The 23092-nt window shown below is 39.8% G+C and carries 10 protein-coding genes; all 10 read right to left on the bottom strand.

The genetic code is table 11. From position 1 onward, the window contains the following. Positions 1–5 precede the first annotated feature (5 nt). A complete protein-coding gene (locus LX92_RS17750) occupies positions 6–4052 on the bottom strand; it encodes an ATP-binding protein (RefSeq protein ID WP_170117885.1) in 4047 nt (1348 codons plus the stop codon). Between the two features lie 58 nt (positions 4053–4110). Then, a complete protein-coding gene (locus LX92_RS17745) occupies positions 4111–5955 on the bottom strand; it encodes a metallophosphoesterase (RefSeq protein WP_109653507.1) in 1845 nt (614 codons plus the stop codon). Between the two features lie 14 nt (positions 5956–5969). After that, positions 5970–8906: a glycosyl hydrolase 115 family protein gene (locus tag LX92_RS17740; RefSeq protein WP_170117884.1), complete on the bottom strand. Its 2937-nt coding sequence runs from the start codon at positions 8904–8906 to the stop codon at positions 5970–5972. A gap of 22 nt (positions 8907–8928) precedes the next feature. Beyond that, positions 8929–9993: a phosphatidylinositol-specific phospholipase C1-like protein gene (locus LX92_RS17735; RefSeq protein WP_109653503.1), complete on the bottom strand. Its 1065-nt coding sequence runs from the start codon at positions 9991–9993 to the stop codon at positions 8929–8931. 15 nt (positions 9994–10008) lie between these two features. Then, positions 10009–12564: a glycoside hydrolase family 3 C-terminal domain-containing protein gene (locus tag LX92_RS17730; protein WP_109653501.1), complete on the bottom strand. Its 2556-nt coding sequence runs from the start codon at positions 12562–12564 to the stop codon at positions 10009–10011. Positions 12565–12590: 26 nt separating this feature from the next. Continuing rightward, the gene (locus LX92_RS17725; RefSeq protein ID WP_109653499.1) at positions 12591–13895 is read right to left on the bottom strand and encodes an alpha-L-fucosidase; all 1305 of its coding nucleotides are present in this window, start codon (positions 13893–13895) and stop codon (positions 12591–12593) included. Between the two features lie 3 nt (positions 13896–13898). Beyond that, a complete protein-coding gene (locus LX92_RS17720) occupies positions 13899–16214 on the bottom strand; it encodes a GH92 family glycosyl hydrolase (RefSeq protein WP_109653497.1) in 2316 nt (771 codons plus the stop codon). After that, entirely contained in the window at positions 16211–18277 is a 2067-nt protein-coding gene (locus tag LX92_RS17715; protein WP_109653495.1) for a glycosyl hydrolase 115 family protein, read from the bottom strand. The genes LX92_RS17720 and LX92_RS17715 overlap by 4 nt, the downstream gene beginning before the upstream one ends. A 118-nt stretch (positions 18278–18395) precedes the next feature. Then, the gene (locus LX92_RS17710) at positions 18396–20027 is read right to left on the bottom strand and encodes a RagB/SusD family nutrient uptake outer membrane protein (RefSeq protein ID WP_109653494.1); all 1632 of its coding nucleotides are present in this window, start codon (positions 20025–20027) and stop codon (positions 18396–18398) included. Between the two features lie 21 nt (positions 20028–20048). Further along, positions 20049–22991 (bottom strand): SusC/RagA family TonB-linked outer membrane protein, encoded by a 2943-nt coding sequence (locus LX92_RS17705; RefSeq protein WP_109653492.1) that lies wholly within the window; start codon positions 22989–22991, stop codon positions 20049–20051. Positions 22992–23092: the final 101 nt, after the last annotated feature.

Below are 23092 nucleotides of genomic sequence, written 5' to 3'. Positions count from 1 at the left end.
ATAAACTACTTGATCAATTGGCTAGGGGAATGGCCAAATTGCTTTTTAAAACACCTGCTAAAATACAGGGGGTCGTTAAAACCAACCATATGGGCTACTTCGGAGACATTATAATTTTTGGTTTTAAGGAAGGTGGCCGATTTCTTCAAGCGAATGGTCCGAATGAATTCATTGGGGGACATATCGGTCAGTTGTGTTATTTTACGATACAATTTAGAGGAGCTCATTGCCATTTCGGTACACAACATGTTCGATGTCAATTCTGGATTACCTATGTTCTCCTCTACGATTTCCTTGATTTTTGAAATTAAGTCAATATCGATTTGTGAATGGGCCAAACTAATGACATCACTTTCAACATCTCCTGAAAATTTCTGTTTTAAATCGAAATGGATCTTAATAATATTATCGATACGGGTTTTAAGCAAGGCAGGGTCAAACGGTTTCACCAAATACCCGTCCACTCCAATTTTATACCCTTTGATCCTATTTTCACTTTCGGCCAATGCGGTAAGGAGCACAACGGCGATATGGCTTATGTTTTCATCGGATTTCAACACTTCAACAAACTCAAAACCATCCATAACGGGCATCATGACGTCTGCCACGCACAATACTGGTTTTACCTTTTTACAAAGTTCCAAGCCTTCTTTTCCATTTTCCGCTTCATACACCTTATAAAAACTCGACAAATACTCTACAATATATTTTCTGAGTTCGGCATTGTCATCTATAATTACGATTTTCTGCTTAATATCCGTATTGGTCTTAACCGGCTTCACAGTATTGGGATCACTTACACCTGTGATAATGGGTTGTACCTTATTATCCTCTATCCTAACAGGAATCGTATTGAATTTTTCTTCCTTTGCATAGGCTTCCCCATAAATGGGCAACTTAACGGTGAAAATACTACCCGCTCCAGGTGAACTAACCACATCGATATTTCCTTTATGTATTTCAACCAACGCTTTTACCAAAGACAATCCTATTCCCGTACCCGTTGTATTCTCCTTACTGTTTTTGGCCTGGTAGAATCTTACAAAGATCTTCTCCCTACTTTCCTTGGGAATCCCTATTCCATCATCGCTGACCTCTAATATCAATTGCCTATGTTCCTCCTGTGTCACGCCCAGGTACAAATCGATATTCCCATTCACGTTGGTGAATTTCATGGCATTCGACAATAGATTGTACAATATCTTACTGTATTTGTCTACGTCTATAAGGCACTCTTCCGGAACATCCTCAATGGTTAAATTAAAGTTGATGTTCTTGGACTGTGCCAATTCGTGGAAAGAATTGAAAATATCCTTTGTCGTGTTCAGTATGTTGGTGTTGGAAACCTTTAATTTCAACTCACCTGTCTCTGCCCTTCTAAAGTCCAGGATCTGATTCACCAAACGCAATAATCTATTGGCATTCTGATGAATCAAATCTACCCTACTTTTACTGTATGAACCTAAACCCTCTTGTTCCAGAAGCTGTTTTACAGGTCCTAGAATAAGGGTCAAAGGGGTCCGCAGTTCATGTGATATATTCGTGAAAAACCGGAGTTTTTCATTGTTCAGTTTTTCGTCCCGCTCCCTTTTCACCTTTTCCAGAAGAAGTTCCTGTTTCAATTTAAGGCGTATCTTAAGTTGTCTTCTAGATAAATAAAGTAACAAGGCCATTATGATGAGAATGATCAAAATACCCTTATAACTCAACCAAAATGGAGGTAAAATCTTTATATGGTAGGAAGATGTAGCACTCCAAATCCCGTCACTATTACTCGATTTGATCTTAAAAACATAATCATTGGCATATAGGTTCGTATACTGGACTGTTCTGGAATCACTATCGGTTTCTATCCAATCGTCATCAAAACCCTCAAGCATGTATTGATACTTGTTCAGTCTCTGATTGGTAAAGGATGGTGTGGAAAATTCAATGGAGAAATTACGGTTGGCGAAGTCAAGTTCAAGATTTCTGCCATAGTTCAGGTCCTTGTCAAAAGGTATTTGCCCATTGATCTCCATTCCCGGCAATAATTCTTTGTTCTGTACCTTAAATTCGGTAATCAAAGGAGCAGGTGACCAATTATTCCCTTCTATCTGTAAAGGTGAAAATTGAATGATCCCATTTTTGGCCCCCAAATATATTTTGGAATTGTCAAAACTATAAAAACCACTAGAACTAAAGACATCCAAGCGATTACCACTTTTTACTTGGTAAATTTGTGCGGTTTTATTGGGCACGTCGTATTTGGCGATACTATTGTTCATGTTCAACCAGAGATAGCCATTTAAATCCAATGCCATTTCGGTAATCCATTTACCCTGAAGCCCCTTGGGTTCTTTTATCGCCTTAAAATCATCTTCTTGAGGCTCATAAACGGCTAACCCCATACGTGTGGCGGCCAAAACATTCCCTGAAAAATCAATGGTGATATCACTTACATTGTTATGGGGCAATCCAAATTCAGAACCTACCCCCTGTTCATACATTTTTATCAACCTTAAATCATTGTCGAATTTTGCTATTCCCCCTTCTGTGGCAAACCAGAAATCATTATTGGTGTCCGCTACCACTTTATTGATTTGATACCCCGATAGCAACGTACCAATGTCTTCCCTTACCTCCATGGTTTTGGTATCCAAACAGACCGCCCCTTCTCCAAAAGAAGTTGCTATGAGGCCATTTTCCTTGTATTTTCCAAAATCAAAAATCGGGGAATTCTGAAAGCCCACATCAATAATCCGGGATATTTGCTTTACATAGTCATAAACCAGGACTTTTCCATTCCATAGGCCACAGTAGAATTTTTTACCATCATATGAAAATATACTGGCTATATCACTATTGTCATTAAACAGGGGGGATACTTCATCCTCCTTAAGAATAAATAGTCCGTTATGACGTGTTGCGACGACCACCTTATTGTCATAGGTCTTTGAAAACCCTCTGATCCTGGGTGCCTGATTATCGATTAAAGAAGAAATACCCTTGTTTAATTTGAATTGATTTTCGAAAGGATCATATTTATCCAGCCCCTCTTCGGTACCAATCCATAATACACCTGAAGCGTCAAAGTACAATGCGGCGATTAAGTTATCGGTTAAGGATGTGTCATCGGACAATATCGAATAATGCCATTCATAATTTCCTGTTTTTATATCCTCCAACCTATCACATACCAGAAGTCCACCCAAGGTACCTACCCAATATTTATCATCGGGGGCCCTTGCCACAGACAAAAAGTAGGGTCCAAGTTTATCCCTTACAATATCATTTTCTATATAAAGATTCTCAAAGTTGTCCGATACGGTATCCAATTTATAAAGTCCTTCCCGTGTTCCTGCAAAAATGTCGGATTTATGATCCTCATAAATAAAGTTCAAATAGGGGTTGACCTTTTCTGAATTTGGGATTTTTAGGGTATACCGTTTTATCTTTTCGATATCCCCCCGTTCATCAAGCACTATTCTAGCTACCGAACCTGTTTCATAGCTCCCCACCCAAATCTGACCTTTTTTATCCTCGAAGATTTCCTTTATATAGGTGAACCCCTCGATATTGATTTTTGTAAAACGCTCCTCCTCTGGATAAAACAGGTATACCCCTTTGCTCTTTGTCCCAACCCAAACCCTGTCGAATCGATCGACATACACTGAACGTATTTCTTCATCGGGTAAACTGTTGGGATTGTTTTCGTCAGGCAAATAAGTGGTAAATGTATCTGTCTCCGTTCTATAGCGGGTTAATCCCTTTCTTGTTCCAATCCATAGATTATTGGAAGGCTTATCGTACAACAATACCGTAATATCATCATTGTATATGGTGTTGGTCTCCCCTTTTGAACTCTTAAATGATTTAAACTGATAACCATCGAACCTGTTCAATCCCGAAAAGGTACCCAGCCATAAGAATCCTTTATCATCCTGAACAATATGCCGTATTGAGTTATGGGAAAGACCATCCTTATCATTATAGTGCTCGAACTTAATATCCTGAGCACAAAGATGGACTTGCATGCCAATCAAAAGGAATAAGAATATATATCTAAACATAATTGAATTTAACCCTTACATAAGGCAACAACATTCGAGAAGTGGCAAGGTACGAATGTTATGGAACAACTCGCTCTATCTTACCGGTCTTCAAATCGATCTTAAAATGATCCGAAGGTTCCCCATTACAAACTTTCATAAAAATACTGGCCCATAGCCGTAAATTCTTATAATTGGATTTCCTCAATTGTTGACATACGACTTTATACCCTTCCAGTCTTTTTTGGTCGATATCGGAAAATGCCAATTCATCTGCATTTCTGATTTTATAAAAATCATGTATCATATGCAAGCCTGTCCAGCTATCCAATGGTGCCATTTCCGTATTTTTTTCCTGCAATCGTTTGTAGAATGCATTATATTCTTCTTCTTGGTCAAATGCTAGCCGTAGTAAGTCCTCTCCCGAAGATCGTATAAGTAAGAATTTCAAATTTTCGGGCCAATCTTCTTTTAAAAAGCGAAGACGTACCAATTCATTTAAATGCCACGTTGTAAATTCCTTATAGGTTTTGGCTTCCAATATGCCCTTGTCCCAAATAGCACTATCCTTAACCTGTTCCAAATAACCATATTCCTTTTCATACAAAGGAAACAAACTATCAAAATCAGGAACATTATCGATGACCACCGTCTCTATTTCAAAAACATCATTGTCTTTTAACGTCAATAATTTATATCCTGGCACATAGGCAGCCATGGAGGGTATCTGTATATTGATCAAGCTTCCTGATTCCAAATACCTTTGTCCGGTATCGTTCATATGCATATGCCCCCCAAAATGTACTTTTACCCCGGCTTCTATCAACATTTGGGAAATCTCTTCACTAGGCATCCGATGCATTTGCATTTTATTTGTCCCAAATAAGGCTTCGATATCGGGACCTGCCCCATCATAAAAATCCAACATGGGATAATGGCTAAAAACAATCAAGGTCTTTCCTAATTCCTCTGCCCTAGTGGTGACCGATTTTATCCAATCCATTAAATGTGCCTTATGCAAGAGTAAATTATTATACCCAATGCTCGCACTACTAAAAAGTTTAGGGTCCACAGTGTCTGCATCCGCTTCTGGCTTAGGTACATAAATGTTGGCATCTATGGCCAAAAACCATACATCTTCAATAGGTTCTACCAAATAACTGACATCAGGTATATCCGGTTCATTTTTATTGGACCTATATTTTCTGTTCTCAAACGTTGCTTGCTTTTTGGCTTCATTGAAATCATAATTTTCATAGCCATAGGAAGAAAATGGGGATTCCCAATACCTGTCATTTGGTTTTGGGAAAAAACCGAAATCCTGCAATTCATCCAATATACCGACATATCCTAATTTGGCAATATCCTGGGTTATAATAACGGGCAAATCGTCATGATTTTTGGGTAAAAACATCCCTTTTTCACTAAAAATAGCTTGTGAATGGCCATTTTTACCTAAAAAATCCGTTTTCCCCGCAGCCATTCGAAAAGGACGTACAGGATCATGATTGCCAGTCGTCAGGATAAAACGAATGCCATAATTTTTGGTATAGTTGTCTAAAACATGTCTTAACCCTCGAATATTGAAAGCTTGACCATCATCACTGAAATCACCCGGTAAAACCACTAGTTTTACCCCTCTTTTTACTACGTCATCCAAAGCAGCCAAGAAAGCAAAATAGTTTTCATTGAATAATCGGGTAGATTGCAATTGTGATTGCATGGTTCTAGCCAAGGTATATTTCCCTGTTTGTGGATTTAATATACCTTTATAGTCATTGTCTTTGAATGACCCATAAATGTCCTGCAAATGCACATCTGACATAAAGGCGACCTGCAGTTCCTTTACAGAAGACTTTTGCTCTTCTTTACACCCTAAAAAAGAAATAATAAAAAATACAAAAATTACCTTGCGTAAAATCATATGTTCATCTTAGACTACATTTTTGTTTCTGGCGGAAATGCATATGAGTCTTTCCATCCCCCAAGATCGATCAAAACCTGATCTAGCATCACCCCTGGATCTACCATCCAGATTTTCAAGGTATGTTTTCCGGCTTTGTCAACAATTTGTTTGGTGGATTTTACCGAAGCATTCTTCAATACATTCTGTTTCCATTCATCACTTCGACCCAAAGTTTGAAAATCGACCAATACAGGTTCTGCATCATCAATGGCAAGGGCACACCTTACCCCGCTTCCCCCATAAAAGGCATGTGTGGGAATCGCTTGCACATTTACATCCACCTCCCCAAAATTAAAGGTATAAAAATCATATTCCAAAGACGGACTGTTGGCTATGATATCGGATAGGTTTTCACGGGATGCCGCCGTTCTAGGTAAGGCTAAACAGATCTTATTGGTATACCCAATACCTTCCAGGGTTTCCCAAACAGCCTCTGATCCTTTTTTCCTTCGTGTAAAGTTTTCAGCATTCATTGAGACGAAGCCCTTATCCTCTACAAAGCCTTTATAATTCTCCAACGCTTTGAATTTAGGGTTGAATACCGATACACCAATTGTCGTTTTTTCCCCATTGGCTTCAAAACCAATGGCGGAGTTCACCTTATAACTTGGCGGGATCAATTGGTAGTCATGCCCTAACGGAGCTTCTTTTTTGTTCTCCCCCTTGGGCACCCGATCCCAATCAATGCTGACCCAAAGTCGATTTTCCGGGTAGTCTTCATCGAGGTTTCCTGATGTTTTTGATATCCGTATCCAATCTGCCATCGGTTTGGCTTCCCAAGAAATAGTACCCTTTCCCTTAAGAAACACATCTATAAAATATGTGTTTTTGGTATAAGCGTTAAAAACGGGGAGTACATCGGCATAACTGTTAATGACCTCATTATTGACCTCCATCTGATAACTTTCCAACGCCAATCCCAATGATGCACTTTCGGATTCGGGTACTGCAGAAACCGAGGGTTGTGAAAACACAGGCAAATGTCTAGGCGCCATGGTCATGATATGATTCCATTTACCACCCTTTAACGTAGTGTTGTAATACTCGGTCTCCTCTTGTATTGTTTGAAATGCTTCTTTGGATTTGTCGGCAAAATAGGAAGTACTTTTCCTTCCTTGGTCCGCAACAAATTGATTTTTATAGGCATATAACCATTTTTGGTTTAAGAGGGAAGCTCCGGCCACAGGATAATAGACCAATTCATAAAAAGCGTCTTGCTGTGCTTTTGAAATCCTAGGTTGTAAGCCCTTTACTTTAATCAATAACGCCTCGTAAGCCTTAATCCTACCCATGACTTCATCGCCATAGTGAAATTGGGTTAGTTCGGTTTTACCAGCTTTCGTTACCGGTTCTACTTGACTCCACCCCATAAATTCCGGTCTTCGTTGAAATGCCAACTTATAATAATCATTCATGATCTTGGTAATGGCAGCGGCGTTTTCCTTTCCGAATTCCCTTGTGGCCCATTGCTGATGGTGCACTTCCACAGCATTGTTTTTTTCAAAATCTCCCATGTTCCAGGCCATATCCAAAAACAGTTCAATATTGTATTCATGGGGTTTTATATCCCCACAATTCAAAATCCATAAGTCCCTCGATTTGAATCCATACGCCTTTGACATCTCTTCCCACATCAAAACTGGGTTGGTGGAGTTCAACCACAGATAATCGTGTGGCCTCCCCCAATACGATGTATGGTAGTACACCCCGGCGCCACCAGAGCGGGTCTGCTCTTGGGGATTGCTCAACTGGCGTATATACCCATAATTGTCATCGGTCCAAACCAAGGTAATATCCTCGGGCAGTTCCAAGCCACTTTGGTAATAATGCAATACCTCTTTGTACGGTACAAAGGCTTGGGGCTTTGACACCCCCTTTTTAGAATAACGGTTCAAAATTTCACGTTGGTCGGTAATGACCTGTTCCAATAAATCTACTTGGGCCCCGGTATTATCCTCCCCTACGATCATGGGGGAATCGTGTTCGCCACGCATTCCAACGGTATAAATACCTTCGTAGTTTTGGGTTTCCTTCGCTCTTTTCCGGAATAAGTCCTTTATGGAGGTCGCATTCGTGTCATATCGATATTCACCCATACTTTCGTGATTCCACTCCGCATTGATATTGCATAACATGGGTTCGGCATGTGAACTACCAACAACTATGGCATAAGCATCGGCAACTTCCTTGTTTTTAGGATAATGATAAAAGGCTTTGGTGCATTTATGCATGGCAGGCCAAATCGTATTTGCCCTTAACCGCAATAACAACTCAAAAACCTTGGCATAGGTCTTTGGCCCAATATCCCCTGTTTCCGGCTCAAAGTTCAAAGCTGCCCAACGTTGTAATCCCCAATCCTCATCATTGAGAAATAGTCCTCTATACTTCACCGAGGGGGATCCATAGGTCTTGTTTTCTATGGAAAGCACCACGTTTTCTTTCTTGACCGGGGCTGAATCTGCCCACCACTCCCATGGGGAAACCCCTATTTTTCGGGATATTTCAAGTAGGCCGTACGCCGTGGCCCTTCTATCGGACCCTACAATTACTAGGGCTTTTTCAATATCCTTTGATGGGTTTTCCAAAACTTGGATGTGATAGGTCTCCCATTTCCCTGCGATGACCGAGACATCGATTTTCTTTTGTTTCACCAAACCATCAATGGCCTTGCTTTGACCTAAAGTACCTGCGATAATCCGAAATTTGGATGTGCCCCCCAACTGGATTTTCTTATCGGTCACGTTATGAATGTCGTCAATCAACATTTGTGCGGCAATCTGCACAACCTCCGCATCATTCTTATCAATATGCACAGAGGTTTGGGTGGACCCTGATACGATAGGAAAATCGAACACACTTTGAGCATTCACTTGAACACACAACAGCAACAGTACCCATGTGTTTTTCATTGAAAAGGTTTTTAAAAACATCCTATTGGGTTTTAATTCTTTCATAAGTACCATCCTTAAAAATGACTTTGTAATCCGATTTGAACAATTGCGAAGGGATATAATAATCGGTTGAGATAACCTGGGCACCTGAAGCCTTAGCCTTTTCGAATTTCGAATAATCATTGTTACGCGCTTCCTTGGTCGCTGCATCTGCCCTAGTACGCACCATATATCCTTTGGCTACGAGTTCTTGAATGTAGTCAAAATCCTTGATTGGGTTATTGATAATTCGAAAGGCTGCCACTGGATTCCCTTCCTTACTATTCACAAAAAGCACGCGGTTCTTTAAGCTTGGGTGCCCTTCCAAATACCTTTTTATTTTCGCTTCTTTTTCATCCAGTACAAACAAAAAACGACCTTTAACCTCACTAAGATTAGGCCAACCCTTGGTTAATATGGCTTCCTCCAAAGTATCGAAATCCCCACGGACCTTATCGGGTGATATTAATTTATCATCCCCAAAAACGGATTTGATCGTTACATCAATCGTATTCAAGGCTTCTTTGGTAAAGGGCAAAGGGTCTTTTGTTCCCGCAACTTTTTGATCCTTTGTATTCATCAGAATGAATATAGGCGTATGATCGGGATGCCTATCGGACCAATTCTTGATGGCTTCCAATCCCTCTTTAAATAAGGGATAATGACTCCGGAAGTCAACATCCTGAATATGGAACATTTTCAACCCGGGTTGCCCCAGTTTATTTTCTGCATCGAAGGTTAAGGGTTCTTGTCCCTTTGATTTTTCAATCGCCAAACCTTTAGGGTTTATAAAATGTCCACCTTTAGGGTCGTAAAAGACATCCAGTTCCAAATTGCGCAAACCTAGATCCAATTGTTCAGTCAAAGGGATATGGCCATATTGCAATGACATGGCCTTGGCGGAATCCATTTCATATAGATAGTCCCACAAAGAAGGGTCAATTGGGATTTTGTATGAATTATGACTTCCTATCACTTGGACTTCATTCAGCTGAATTTCAGACTCTTTGGTGGCACAAGAAATGAAGAGGACTATGATAAAACAGCAGATATAAATATTTCTCATGTTGCTGGTTTATGACTATAATTTTTTAGTTTTTTGAATTCTAATATCCTGCGAAGAGGCTCCCAGCATAAAGGCATACTTACCCTTTTCAAACGTCCATTCCTTGTTATGTTCATTCCAAAAACGCAAGTCTTTTTTGGATACCTTGAACTGTATGGTTTTCGATTCCCCTTTAGTTAAGGATACCCTTTTAAAACCTATGAGTTTTTTCAAAGGCCGTATAACGGATGATTCCTTGATCCTATAGTACAATTGTACTACTTCGTCACCATCGAAATCCCCCGTGTTTTTTACAGTGGCAGTAAGCATCAAACCATCGTTTTCCTTTTCGATTTTCATGCCACTATACTCAAATTCCGTATAACTTAACCCATACCCAAAAGGATACAGTACTTTACCCTTAAAGTACATATAGGTTCTGCCATTGGTAATTTCGTAATCGTCCATTGAGGGAAGATCGGTCACGGTTTTATAAAATGTAAACGGTAATCGCCCAGCTGGGTTGTAGTCTCCGAACAAAACATCGGCAATGGCGGTTCCGCCAGCTTCACCGGGATACCATGCATCTACAATGGCGGGGATATTCGCATCCATCCAATTGATGGCCAAAGAACTGCCCGCCACCAAAACAACGATCATATTCTTGTTAATGGCATACATTTCCTTTAAATAGTTGACTTGGTCCTCCGGAAGTTGTAATGACGTTCTATCCTTTCCTTCCTTTTCTATGGTTTTGTTTATTCCCATAACGGCTATAACGTAATCGCTGTTCTTGGCCGCCTCCCTATCCTCTTTATACAAATCATCGGTACTTCCGGGTACTTCCCAAAGTAATTGGCAAATGGCATCACCCCCATTGTCAAAATACTCCAATTTTATGGCATATTTTTTACCGGCTTCCATGTAAATAGGCACTTGATCTGTCGTAGCACCCCGATTATGCCATTCATCCACAACCAACTCATTATTCAACCATAAACGAATGCCATCGTCTGAATTAATACCTATTTTATAGGCCCCGGAAGCATTGGGGGTTATATGGCCTGTCCATCGAATTGATTTATGCCTGTAGCTGGTATAGGGATCGGGAGGTTGGTTTACGGGATCAAAATTCACTTCTTTATCCACACGGGTCTTGGGCGTACCTTCCAAAAATTTATCATCAAAATATTCGGCAAACAAACCTGGTTCATCATTGAAATCGTTTCGTAGGTTTTCCGCTTCTATGGGATTCAAATTACGGGCCGCAGTTTTCCATTTGACATAGTTTACCTCGACCTTATCCCCTACCTTATCGATTATACCTTGAAGGGGTGAAATGGGTGAAATGACTGGTAATCCACTATAATCGCCAAACACCACCTGATTGGCATTAAAACCTACCACAGCCAATTTCGTCATCGCATTGCTATTCAACGGCAAGGTGTTTCGTTCATTTTTAAGCAATACAATGGACTGTCTTGAAGTTTCCAAGGCAAGGTCCTGATGTTCTTTTGAGCCGATTACCTCCAGCGATATTTTAGTATAGGGATTATTTGTTTCGGGATCGAAGACCCCCAATTTAAAGCGTGCCCTTAAAACCCTGGAAACTGCCTTATCGATACTTTCTATTGATACAAGACCTGCTTTGTATGCAGGCAGTAAATGTTTTGCATAGATATCATCTCCGCACTCCAAATCCAATCCTGCTTCTAAAGCTGCTTTTGCAGCCTGCTCCTTATCGGTTACAAAATGATGCGATTTTTCGATATATGTAGGAGCCCCACAATCACTGACCACATACCCCTTAAACCCCCATTCATCCCTTAATACCGTATTCAACAGCCATTTATTCGCCGTACTGGGAACCCCATTAATGGCATTGTAGGCACTCATTATAGATTGTGCATTCCCCTCTTCAATAAGGGTTTTGTAAGCCGGGAAGTAATATTCACGAAGTGCCCTCTCAGAGACCTTGGCGTTGTACGAAAATCGATTCTCCTCTTGGTTATTGGCCACAAAATGTTTAGGTGTAGACACCACCTTAAGATATTTATCATCATCGCCCTGTAGGCCCTTTACAAAGGATAGACCTATGCGGCTTGTTAAATACGGGTCTTCCCCATAAGTTTCAGGGGTACGTCCCCAACGGGGATCCCTGGCCATATTGACCGTTGGCGACCAAAATGTCAACAAATCACTGTATACGTTCTTTTGGTCCTTCCCTTGGTTATAGAAGTTCCATTTGGCCCTGGCCTCATCGGAAATAGCGGTTGAAACTTTATAGATCAAATCGGGATTCCAAGTGGCTGAAAGCGCTATGGCCTGTGGAAATACCGTAAAACGCCCTCCCTTTACCACACCGTGCAAGGCTTCGTTACCGTGATAATACTTTTCGATATCCAATCTAGGAATCGCTTTCGCTGTGGATATCAATAGGGATACTTTTTCTTCTACGGTTAATCGATCCACTAAATCCTGAACCCGCTCTTCAATGGGAAGTTCAGGATTATTAAAGGAATATCCCGTTTGGGAAAATCCAAATAATGGTAATATCCCTATCATAAAAACACATAAGCATCTCATCATCATTTACTTATATTTTGATTTCGTTCTTATTATTCAATAATGGCAACATTCGTTAATTTAACCACTATCGGATTTGGCCATACTTTATCATTGTAGAGTCTTTGGGCCCGAGCTATTGAAATTTCCAAAAGCGCTTCATGTTGTATATATCGCGATTCTGGAATGTTTTCTGGCCAATATTCAACCACTTTGTCATTCTGTCCCAATACTGAAATGGTTGTGGAATCGGTAGCCTTTAAATTTTTAAGCAAAAAACTGCGCCGTCTTCCTTTAAACCAATCCTTCCGCCCCGTAATAAATACATAAACCGCATTTTCATCTTTCTTTTGGGTAAACCAGGCATAACCATCCTTTATCGTTTTTTCCATAGGACGAACGCCTTTTATGGCTTCCTCATTTACAAACATCCACAACGCTATTTCCCGTAAACGTTCTTCTTGTTCAATCGGTATCTCCCCATTGGGCTTAGGCCCTACATTCATAAGGAAGTTACCCCCCTTAGCCCTAATCTCTATTAATTTCCCAATCAATTCCCCTCCACCCTTATACGATTCATTGGTCGGTTTATATTGCCATTGGGTGCCCATGGTCATACAGGTTTCCCATGGACCGGGCATGGGTCCGTCCGGTATCGTTTGTTCTGGCGTTTTCATTTCCCCCCTTGTTACTACAATATTGGGATCTAAGGAATGCACATATTGAACTAGAGGCCCTGTTTTAAAGGCATCAAAAAAGAGTACATCTATTGGTCCATAATTTGAAACCAATTCTTTGACCTGCTCTTTATCATATGCCAATAATTCAGCATTATCGGTAATTTGGCTTTTTTCCCGTTTACGGGAAATAAGTGTTCCTTGCTTGTTCAAAAATGAAAAATCCTCAGGTGAAAAATACACACCTACCTTTAGGCCCTGTTTACGCAATGCCTTAAAAAGTATGCCTGTTATATCCTTGCCATAAGGGGTATTCATGATGTTGAACTCCGTAGTTTTAGTATCCCACATACAAAACCCATTATGGTGTTTGGTAGTGAAAACCACGTATTCCGCACCAGTGATCTTAAATAAACGAGCCCATTCATCCGCATCGAATTTATCCGGATAGAATGTTTTCGGTAGTTCATTGTAATATTTTTTCACATAATCTTCCGAGGCACCAACCAAGGAATGACTGATGACGCTTCCCATTTGCGAATCCATGCTCCAATGAACAAATACACCAAAGCCCATATCCATAAATTCTTCTTCTAAATCCGGTTTGTTTTTAAGTTGGGCGTACGTCGTGAGGCAAACAGCTAAAAATAAACCAATAGTGATTTTTATCTTTACCCTCATAATTTAATCTTTGTTTGTCATTCCCCTACTGGACATTTCCAAAATCAGTGTTCCTCCCTTAACAATCTCGCTATGCCTTATTCTATAGTTTTCAATAGGTTGGTCATTAAACCTCACTTGCTTGACCTGGGTGTTGTTTGGTGCATTATCCATCGTCTGTATGGTAAGGTTTTTGTCTGAATAATATTTGGGATTCAGTTTGATGGTAATTTCATCAAAAATGGGACTTCCAATTTGGTATTCAGGATTGGCTTCAGTTCCCCCATTCATTTGAAACAACCCAATTTTCATCAAAACGGCCAAGCTCCCCATTAATCCTTGATCTTCATCACCATTATACCCTGTTGATGGCGATAAACCCGAAAAAGCTTTGGCCACTACTTTCCTTGACCAAAATTGCGTTAAATCCGGACGACCTAATTCATTAAAAATGAAAGCTGTTTGAATCGAAGGTTGATTACCGTAATTGATCGGGATGCGACCATATTCGGGATGATTTTCCTGAGCATGTGACGTACCTGCCGTGAAATTCAATTCTTCCGCGATTTTAAACTGATCATTCAATTTTTCAACGGCCATGTCATTCCCTCCCATGATTTTCGCCAACCCATTTAAATCATGTGGTACAAACCAAGTGGATTGTGCCCCGTTCGATTCAATAAAACCATGTTCAACCTGATATGGGTCAAAATCGTCATACCATTTTCCGTCCACATCCTTGGGTCTCATCCAGCCTTTGGATGAATCAAAGACATTCCCATAGTTTTTAGATCTTTTTACAAAAGAATCATAATCATCCTGATGCCCAAGCTTCTTAGCCAATTGCGCCAATGTCCAATCTTGATAGGCATACTCCATAGTAAGACTGGCACCATCTTGATGCCCCCCGAAGTTACCTTCAGGTATTGGATAGGGTACATACCCCTTATTGATATAATATTTTAATCCACCACCCAAATCGGTCTTGTGCTCATAACCCGCCTTTCCCATGATACCACCTAGCATATGGTTTTTTTTAAGGGCTTGATAAATATCCTCTAAATCATCGGTGATGATACCTTGTTGTATGGCGCTTACGATAAATGGAGTACTTGATGCGCCGGTCATTACATAGGTATAATTACCCCCAGATGGGCCTCTAGGGATTAATCCCCCATCTTTTCCATATTGTAAAAGGGAATACACAAAATCTTCCTTTATTTCTGGGTAAACCAAGCCCCAAAGGGTATTGATTGTCCATTGTGCCCCCCAAAATGAATCGGAATTATAGTGGTTGAATTTGGGTTTGCCCTTTTCATCGAGCGGTATTTGTCCAACACGAAATGTTTCACCGGTATTATCGGGATAGGCACCATTGACATCACTAATAATCCTTCTGCCCTGCAAGCCATGCCAAAGGTCGGTGTAAAACCTACGCTGTTCTTTTTCAGTTCCCCCTTCAACTTTAATCCTTCCCAATAAGCCATCCCATTCATTTCGGGAATCCTCGACCACGGTGTTGAAATCCCAATTGGGTAACTCTTCCCTTATGTTCTTGGTTGCATTTTCAATCGAAGTGTACGATATACCTGCCTTCATCAATACCGAATCTTCCGTAGGTGTTAACTTCAATAGATAATTCCCTGTTTCGGGATCACGGGCAACAGATTCAATAGGGGTATTCAATTCAATTTTAAAGTATATGGTCAATGGCTTTGGTCGTCGATGTGTGGCAACTGCTATAAGCTTTCCTGACAATTCCTTATCCCCTGATTTTTCCAATACACCTTCAATATTATCACAAGGACCTAAAACCGTATTCAGATTAAATAAAATACCTGCCTTCTTATCTTTCGGAAATGAATATTTATGAAAACCAACACGTTTGGTACTTGTCAATTCCGTAATAATCCCATATCGCTCCAATTCCAAATAATGATAACCGGGGTGAACGGACTCTTTTTCATGACTGAACTTGGAATAAAAATCAGTATAAATAGTATTTTCATTCGACTTATCTAGGGTCACGGGCATTACCGACAATCCGGAAATCTGCCAAGCATGGATATGGCTAAAACCCTTTACTGTATCAACAGCATATCGATAACCGCTTCCCCATGCCCCGTCTATTTCCGTATCCGGACTTAAATTCACCATCCCAAAAGGACGGCTTGCGGATGAAAAAAAGAACCACCTGGAATTTTCAGTATCCAAAATAGGATATACTTTATCGGATATATGCTCTTTTGCTACAACAGCAGACGTTTTTTGGCGACACGAACTTAAAGAGATTAGAATCGCAAGAATGACTATGCTTTGGACTGTATGGAATCGTTTCATTTACTGTTTTTTAAAAGGGCCAAATTTGTTTTAATATCGTCTAACATTTGTTTTGAGGGAAAACCATTGTTTGGTCTTCGTATTTCTGGGTTATACCAATTTTTCCATTTTTCGTTACGATCACCTTCCAAGCTTCTCCTATGTATGGTTTCCAATTGTTCATTGGCAATAACCAATTTTTCCAAAGCTTTATCCAAAGCTCCCGAATCATTCGTTTTCTCAAAGGTTTTCTTCAATTGGGCCATTTGGTGCAACGTATGTTCAAAATTCAATAAATCGTGGTATAGGTGAATAGGTAGTACGATATAATCATAATAAAACGTATCTCCCTTATTTACTGTCTTTTCCCCTTCAAGGGCCAATCCGAGGGCTTCTTCCGCAAGTTTCAGGCGTTTTTCAACATGTTCGTAATCCGATTCAACAGCAGCATAGTCATAGGGTACAGGGGTTTTTCCCGGTCTACGGATAGGTGCATTGCTCAAATAGGAAACCGTTTCCCGTATTTCCCATAGATGCTCCACATACCCCCAGCGATCTAATTGGGCCTCGTGTAACTTTTTCATGGATTTTACGGCAATTTCCGCCACTGATGGCGTAAAGTAACGTTGCGTCCAATCTTTATAGAATTGTTCACCATCAAAGGCATTGACATCCTTTGACATTTCTGAAAATGCCTCTATATTGAGTAAAAACGGTCTAAACTGTTGTCCATTGACCAAGCAATATTTATCGGCCTGATAATCATTTACCATATTTTTCATTATGGTATCTATTTTCTTGGGATAAGGATCATGTACTGTATGATTCAACCAAAACCCTGCGTGCATATAGGTACCAAAACCATATCCTTTGGTACTTTTGGGAAGATGTTTGAATCCCGAAAAACCATCATCGGACCAGGCTACCAACCAATCTTTGGGTGGGTATAAATTCTGATTGAACATTTCCATACCATCGGCATAGCAGACCATTACCTTTTTTATTTTTGGGTTGTATTGATCGATCAAATCGCCAAGGACTTGATAAACCTCATTGAAGACCTCAATTTTATCTTCCCCACAAGAACTTTTATATTCCCAGTCCCACACCTGGTTTCTTGGGCGTAGTGAGATGATGTCGGCTTTCTTGAACGGGGTTTCCTCAAAATAATAGGTCCATGTATCGATCCAATCCTGTTTGTGGTTTTTCCAACAATCGGCTTTGTTTTGATCCAACGGCTTGATTTTATAGCCCATGCTCACATCGATCTGTACCATCATTCCCTTGCTTTGGGCATAATCAATAAGGCTATCGATATAGGTCTCACGAATGGTATAATCAGGACTCAATTTTTTGTATTCGGGACGTATGAAGAACTCCGGACGACCCAGCATGTCAAACAGTTGTATGGCATTATAACGCAGTCTTACCAGAGAGTTGATCATTTCGGTATAACTTTCCCAATCGTACTCCAATAATTTTCCGCGATAATTGGCCAATTCGTCAACATCGTTTTCAAAATACCCTAGAATGGGTATCTGTGGAGGAACTATCGTTTTCGGCTCAAAATTGAACAAAGCTTTTGAAGTTTTGGGTTGTGGCATCTTACCTGTCCAATATTCCAGTGCATCCACACCCAGTATTTCTTTGCTGTAATCATATATGGCATACTGCAGCCCTTGTGTGTCTGACCCCCCTATAACTATGGCCTGCACATTATTCTCTAAATCAATCTTACTCCAGATTCCGCCACGTGGACCGGGATTATCCTTCGTAAGGTCCAGTTTGCCTTCTTTGACCATTGTAGTGATCAATGTGTTGGAGTTTGGTGTGCCTAAAATAAAAACGGTGGCATTGGTAGGCACTGTTTCCCCTTCTGATACAATCCGTATATCGGCGTGCAAAACCTTGCCTAAATCGTTTTTTAAATCTTCAATTGTCGATAATTCAACGTCATCTGCATGTTTACCCGAAATTAAGTATAGGGATGATCTATTCGTCGTATCATCTTTGCATGATAGGGTAATGGCCATACTCATAAAAAACAAGCAAACCATTCTAATTACATTAAGGTGTCTTAGCATAACGGTCTCAAGATTTGACTGGTAATTCAACGCTTTTTAGTAATAAAAAAGCAATAGAATACAGGCAGGTTTTCATACCTGCCTGTATTTGTAAACTAACTCAAACTAACAACTCAACTTAATATCCAGGGTTTTGTTCTAATCCAGGTGTTTCTGCAATTGGTCCTGCAGGTATTGGGTATATTCTCATATTCTTGTCTGAATTGGTCTTATCCGTCCAAGTATCTTCAAATGTCCCAAATCGAATTTGGTCTGTTCTTCTATGGTATTCCCAATAGAATTCAAAGCCCCGTTCATTATACACGTCATCAAGAGTAGCACCGGCTATTGCAAAACCATCTCCACCACGTGCAACCCTAACTGTATTTACATCAGCTAAAGCATCACCTGATCCTAATCTTAATTTAGCTTCTGCCCGCATTAAATATAAATCAGCCAACCTAAATACAGCGATATCAACACCAGTGTCATCTCTATTTGTCCCTATATCATCTATGCTCCATTTGGAAACCCTTACCCCTACAGATTGGTTTTCTGCAATCAAACTCACTTCCCTAGTATGATTGGCAAAAGTTTCATCTTTATTCCAAAGCTTTACCGCAACAATATCAATAGTTCCGTCTTCATTAAAAATAGGTGTACCTGCATCGTTCTTAATGCCATATAACTGTCCTTCAAGAAAACCTCGGTTCATTTTATACTCGGAAAATGGTATAGTACCTTCCTCATTAGGGTAATTTTCCTTGTAATACCTAGGGTCATTTGCTGCATCCCATGTATCTAAAAACCCAGGCAAGGTGCATCCTGCATCAGAACCTGTTAAATTGGTAGTGCCATCGTTCGCGAAATAAATAAGGCCTCTAGACAACCCATTAGTAGTATTTCTTGAAACACTTCTTCCACCAATCCGTATAGATGTCAATTCATTTTTTATTGCCCATATAATCTCGGGGTGGTTTTCATTGTCCGGATCGAACATACTGAAATAATCATCTGTTTCCAGAGAATGTGTTCCACTTTCGATAACCTCTGTGGTAAGATCTATTACTTTCTGCATATCTTCATTGGAGAAAGAAAAGTTCGTAGCATATCGGTCCTCGTAAACTGCCTTATTCAAATATACCCGTGCCATAAGTGATTTTGCGGCATCTTGAGTAAAACGTACCGTATTTTTCCCAGTGGGAAGGTCCGACACAACAGATTCCAAGTTGGCGATGATAGTACTTACTGCATCAGATCCTGTCAGGATTTGAGGATCTTCATTAAAATTAATATCGGTAATTCCACGATATGGTACCTGACCATATGCATCCAAACATACCCACATATAGAGTGATAATAAACCTACGGCCTCTGCACGCTCTTGTGAACCTTCATCCAAGTAAGAAATTGCCTGGGAAGAGTATCCCATCCCTGTCATGATATGATCCCATGTTTCAGTAGTATAGCGATGTGTAGGTGTGCACTCGTGTTCATGCAATTCCTGAAAAGCGCCACCATCAAACCAATCGGTACCCCTAGTGGGTAACATACCTTCATCTGCTGAAAAGGTTTGTAGGGCAAAAAACCATCTGTGTCCATAAACCTTCCTCATATTGTTATAGGCAGGAGCCAAAAGGTCTAGCGGATCCGCATTCGTCAACAAATCTTCCCCAAGAGCCTCATCGATAATGTTCTCTTCGATATCACATGACTGAAATCCGAATAAGACAGCCAATATGATGCTAAAAATAATAGATTGTTTTTTCATAATATTATATTATATTTTTTATTAGAAAGAAAGGTCAAGTCCTAAAATGATAGTTCTAGGACGAGGATAACCGCCAAAGTCAACACCATATACATTACCTCCGCCTGTATTAACCTCAGGATCATATCCTGAATAGTCCGTTATCACAAAAAGGTTTTGTCCTGTAAGATATAATCTTAGACTGTCGAGAAAACTCTTGCTTTTGACATTCCAACCCAATGTGGCGTTGTTCAATCTAAAAAACGACCCATCTTCAATGTATTTAGATGAAGAAGCAGGTGCAGCAAGGGGGCTTTCTTCAACATCAAGGTATTCCCTAAAAATATTATTCCCATTTTGCCCCAAAGAAGCTGCACTGGAATAAGCCCTTGCCGTATTATTAAAAATATCCACTCCACCTACTCCATTAAAATTCAATGCTAAATCAAAGGCTTTATATGATGCATTAATATTAAATCCATAAATGGTATTTGGCAATGCATCTCCTACTATTTCTGATTCTTCTGAGAGTATTTCTACACCATCGCTATCGTACCCTTGAAATCTAGGTAAATAAAATGAACCTGCAGATTGACCATTGGTAAAAATACTACTGGTCTCTCCTGATGTTCCGGGACCAGAAATATTTCCAACATACACATCTGTCGAAAGTCCTTTAATGTTATTATCCAAGAATGATATATTACCTGAAAAATCAAGTGAAAAATCATCTGTTCTAATAGCATTTACATTTAACGCAAATTCATAACCTTTATTAATGATTTCTGCGTCTGAGTTTACATAAATACTATTGGTCAAGGAAGGAACCGGTGAAGAAACTTGTAAAAATAAATCGGTAGTGCTTTTATTAAAATAGTCAAACGTACCGCTAACTTTACCATTCAATATAGTCCAATCCAGCCCTATATTGTATTGTTCAGTAACTTCCCATTTTAAATCCGGGTTAGGTGTTCGTGTTGAAGTAACACCATTAACTACCGTTGTTCCATTAAATGTATAACTATTATCGACGCTAGTCTCAAATGAGGCTTGCGTAACCCTTACAGGAACTGCTTGGTTACCTGTTTGCCCCCAACCTAGTCTTAATTTCAAATTGGAAAACACATCAGAATCTGCAAGAAACGCTTCCTCATTTATTTTCCATCCTAATCCGACTGCAGGGAAATAACCATATTTATTGTTCTCACCAAATACTGAAGATCCGTCTGCCCTAAACGATGCGGTTACGAGATATCTATCTAAGAAATTAGCATTAAGCCTTCCATAGAACGATTGTAATTTTCTTTCAGAATCACCTGATTGTATTGTAGTAGTCCCATCCACAATCCCTAAATTATAAATAGGGTCTATTTCATAGGTAGAAAAATCCTCCCCTTTAATCCTTAAACTTGTATTGTTGAAAGTCTGATACGAATGCCCTGCAAGCGCATCAAAATTCCATTTATCATAGCTTTTAGAATAAGTAAGGAAATTCTCTATCAACACGTTTGAATCCTCATTCGAATTCTTAACAATCTGATCGGTATCATAAGACCCTCCATCCTCTGCATTATTATAAACCCGTATCATACGATCAGTATCTGCATTTTCGTAAGCCAAGTTCAACTTATAATCCAAGCCTTCAACAATAGTATACGTAGTAGTAAAGTTGGCTAAAATCTTTTTGCTTTCGGCTCTATCACGATATAAGTCAAAAAGTGCCACAGGGTTGTCCGTTGCACCTGCCAGTGTAGTAACTTCACCATCAGGGCCATAAACAGCACCTGTTGGATTGGCTCTAAGTGACCCAGTAATTAAATTTCCCAAAGCTTGACTTTCATCTGTAAGATTTGCTACCGTCAGGTTAGCCTGGAATTTCAATCGATCATCCAATACAGACGTACCTACATTGAATCTTCCCGTTACTTTTTCATGCTCCGTTGTTTTCACTACACCTTCTTGATCAAGATAACCCAATGATACATTATATGTAGTTGTACCAGCTCCGCCAGAAATCCCTAAATTGTAATTGTTCATTAAGGCTGTTTGATAAATCTCATCTTGCCAATTTGTGTTGGCATTCGAAGCATCAACATAATCATTGGCATCTCTACCTACTAATGGTGCCAAACGCGCAGTTTGTTCTTTATATTCACTAGCACTTAGTACATCAACATCCCTAGCGACTGAAGAAAACCCTGTTGATGTACTAAAGGTTACCTTTGCCTTGCCTACTTTTCCTTTTTTTGTCTGTATAAGCACGACTCCATTGGATGCTCTTGTACCGTAAATTGCAGTAGCTGAGGCATCTTTTAAAACAGTAATACTTTCTATATCCTGGGGATTCATAAAGTTTAAAGGGCTTTTCGACCTTGAAGTTCCCCCAACACCTTCAAGACCGCTAGAATTAGAAGACCCTCCATCCAAAGGAACACCATCTACCACATACAATGGATTACTGGAACTACCTACCGAACTAACCCCTCGAATATTGATATCCACTGCACTTCCAGGTTCACCAGAACTTGTCGTTACATTAACACCTGCCATCTTACCTTGTAGTAATTGTCCTGGTGAATTAGAAACACCTTTATTGAAATCTTTGGAGCTAATTACTTTAACAGAACCTGTTAAATCTTTTGATTTTACACCTCCATAACCAATGACCACAACTTCATCCAAACCAGTCGAAGCCGTAGCTAATTGTACGGAGTAGCTCTGCGAACCATCCAATTTAATTTCCTTGGTTTCAAATCCGATATATGATACGGATAACGTAGCATTGGCATCCTCAACAGAAATAGTGAAATTCCCATCAAAATCGGTTACCACACCATTTGTGGTGCCCTTTTCCAAAACATTGGCTCCGGGCAAGGCAATACCTTGATCATCTACAACAACCCCGGAGACAGGTGTTGCTTGTGCAAAAGCATTTGAAGAAATGCCAATGAACAAGACAATTAATAATAGTTTAAGTTTTTCCATTTTAAATGAGTTTAGTTTAAAAAATGTGATTATTCCTAATAGATATTAATGTTTTGTTAAAATTAGAACAGTCAATCCTTTTCAAGATGGATTTTTCATTC

The organism is Maribacter polysiphoniae (assembly GCF_003148665.1).
In the GTDB taxonomy this organism is placed as follows: Bacteria; Bacteroidota; Bacteroidia; order Flavobacteriales; family Flavobacteriaceae; genus Maribacter_A; species Maribacter_A polysiphoniae.
This window is presented reverse-complemented; position numbering and strand designations above follow the sequence as displayed.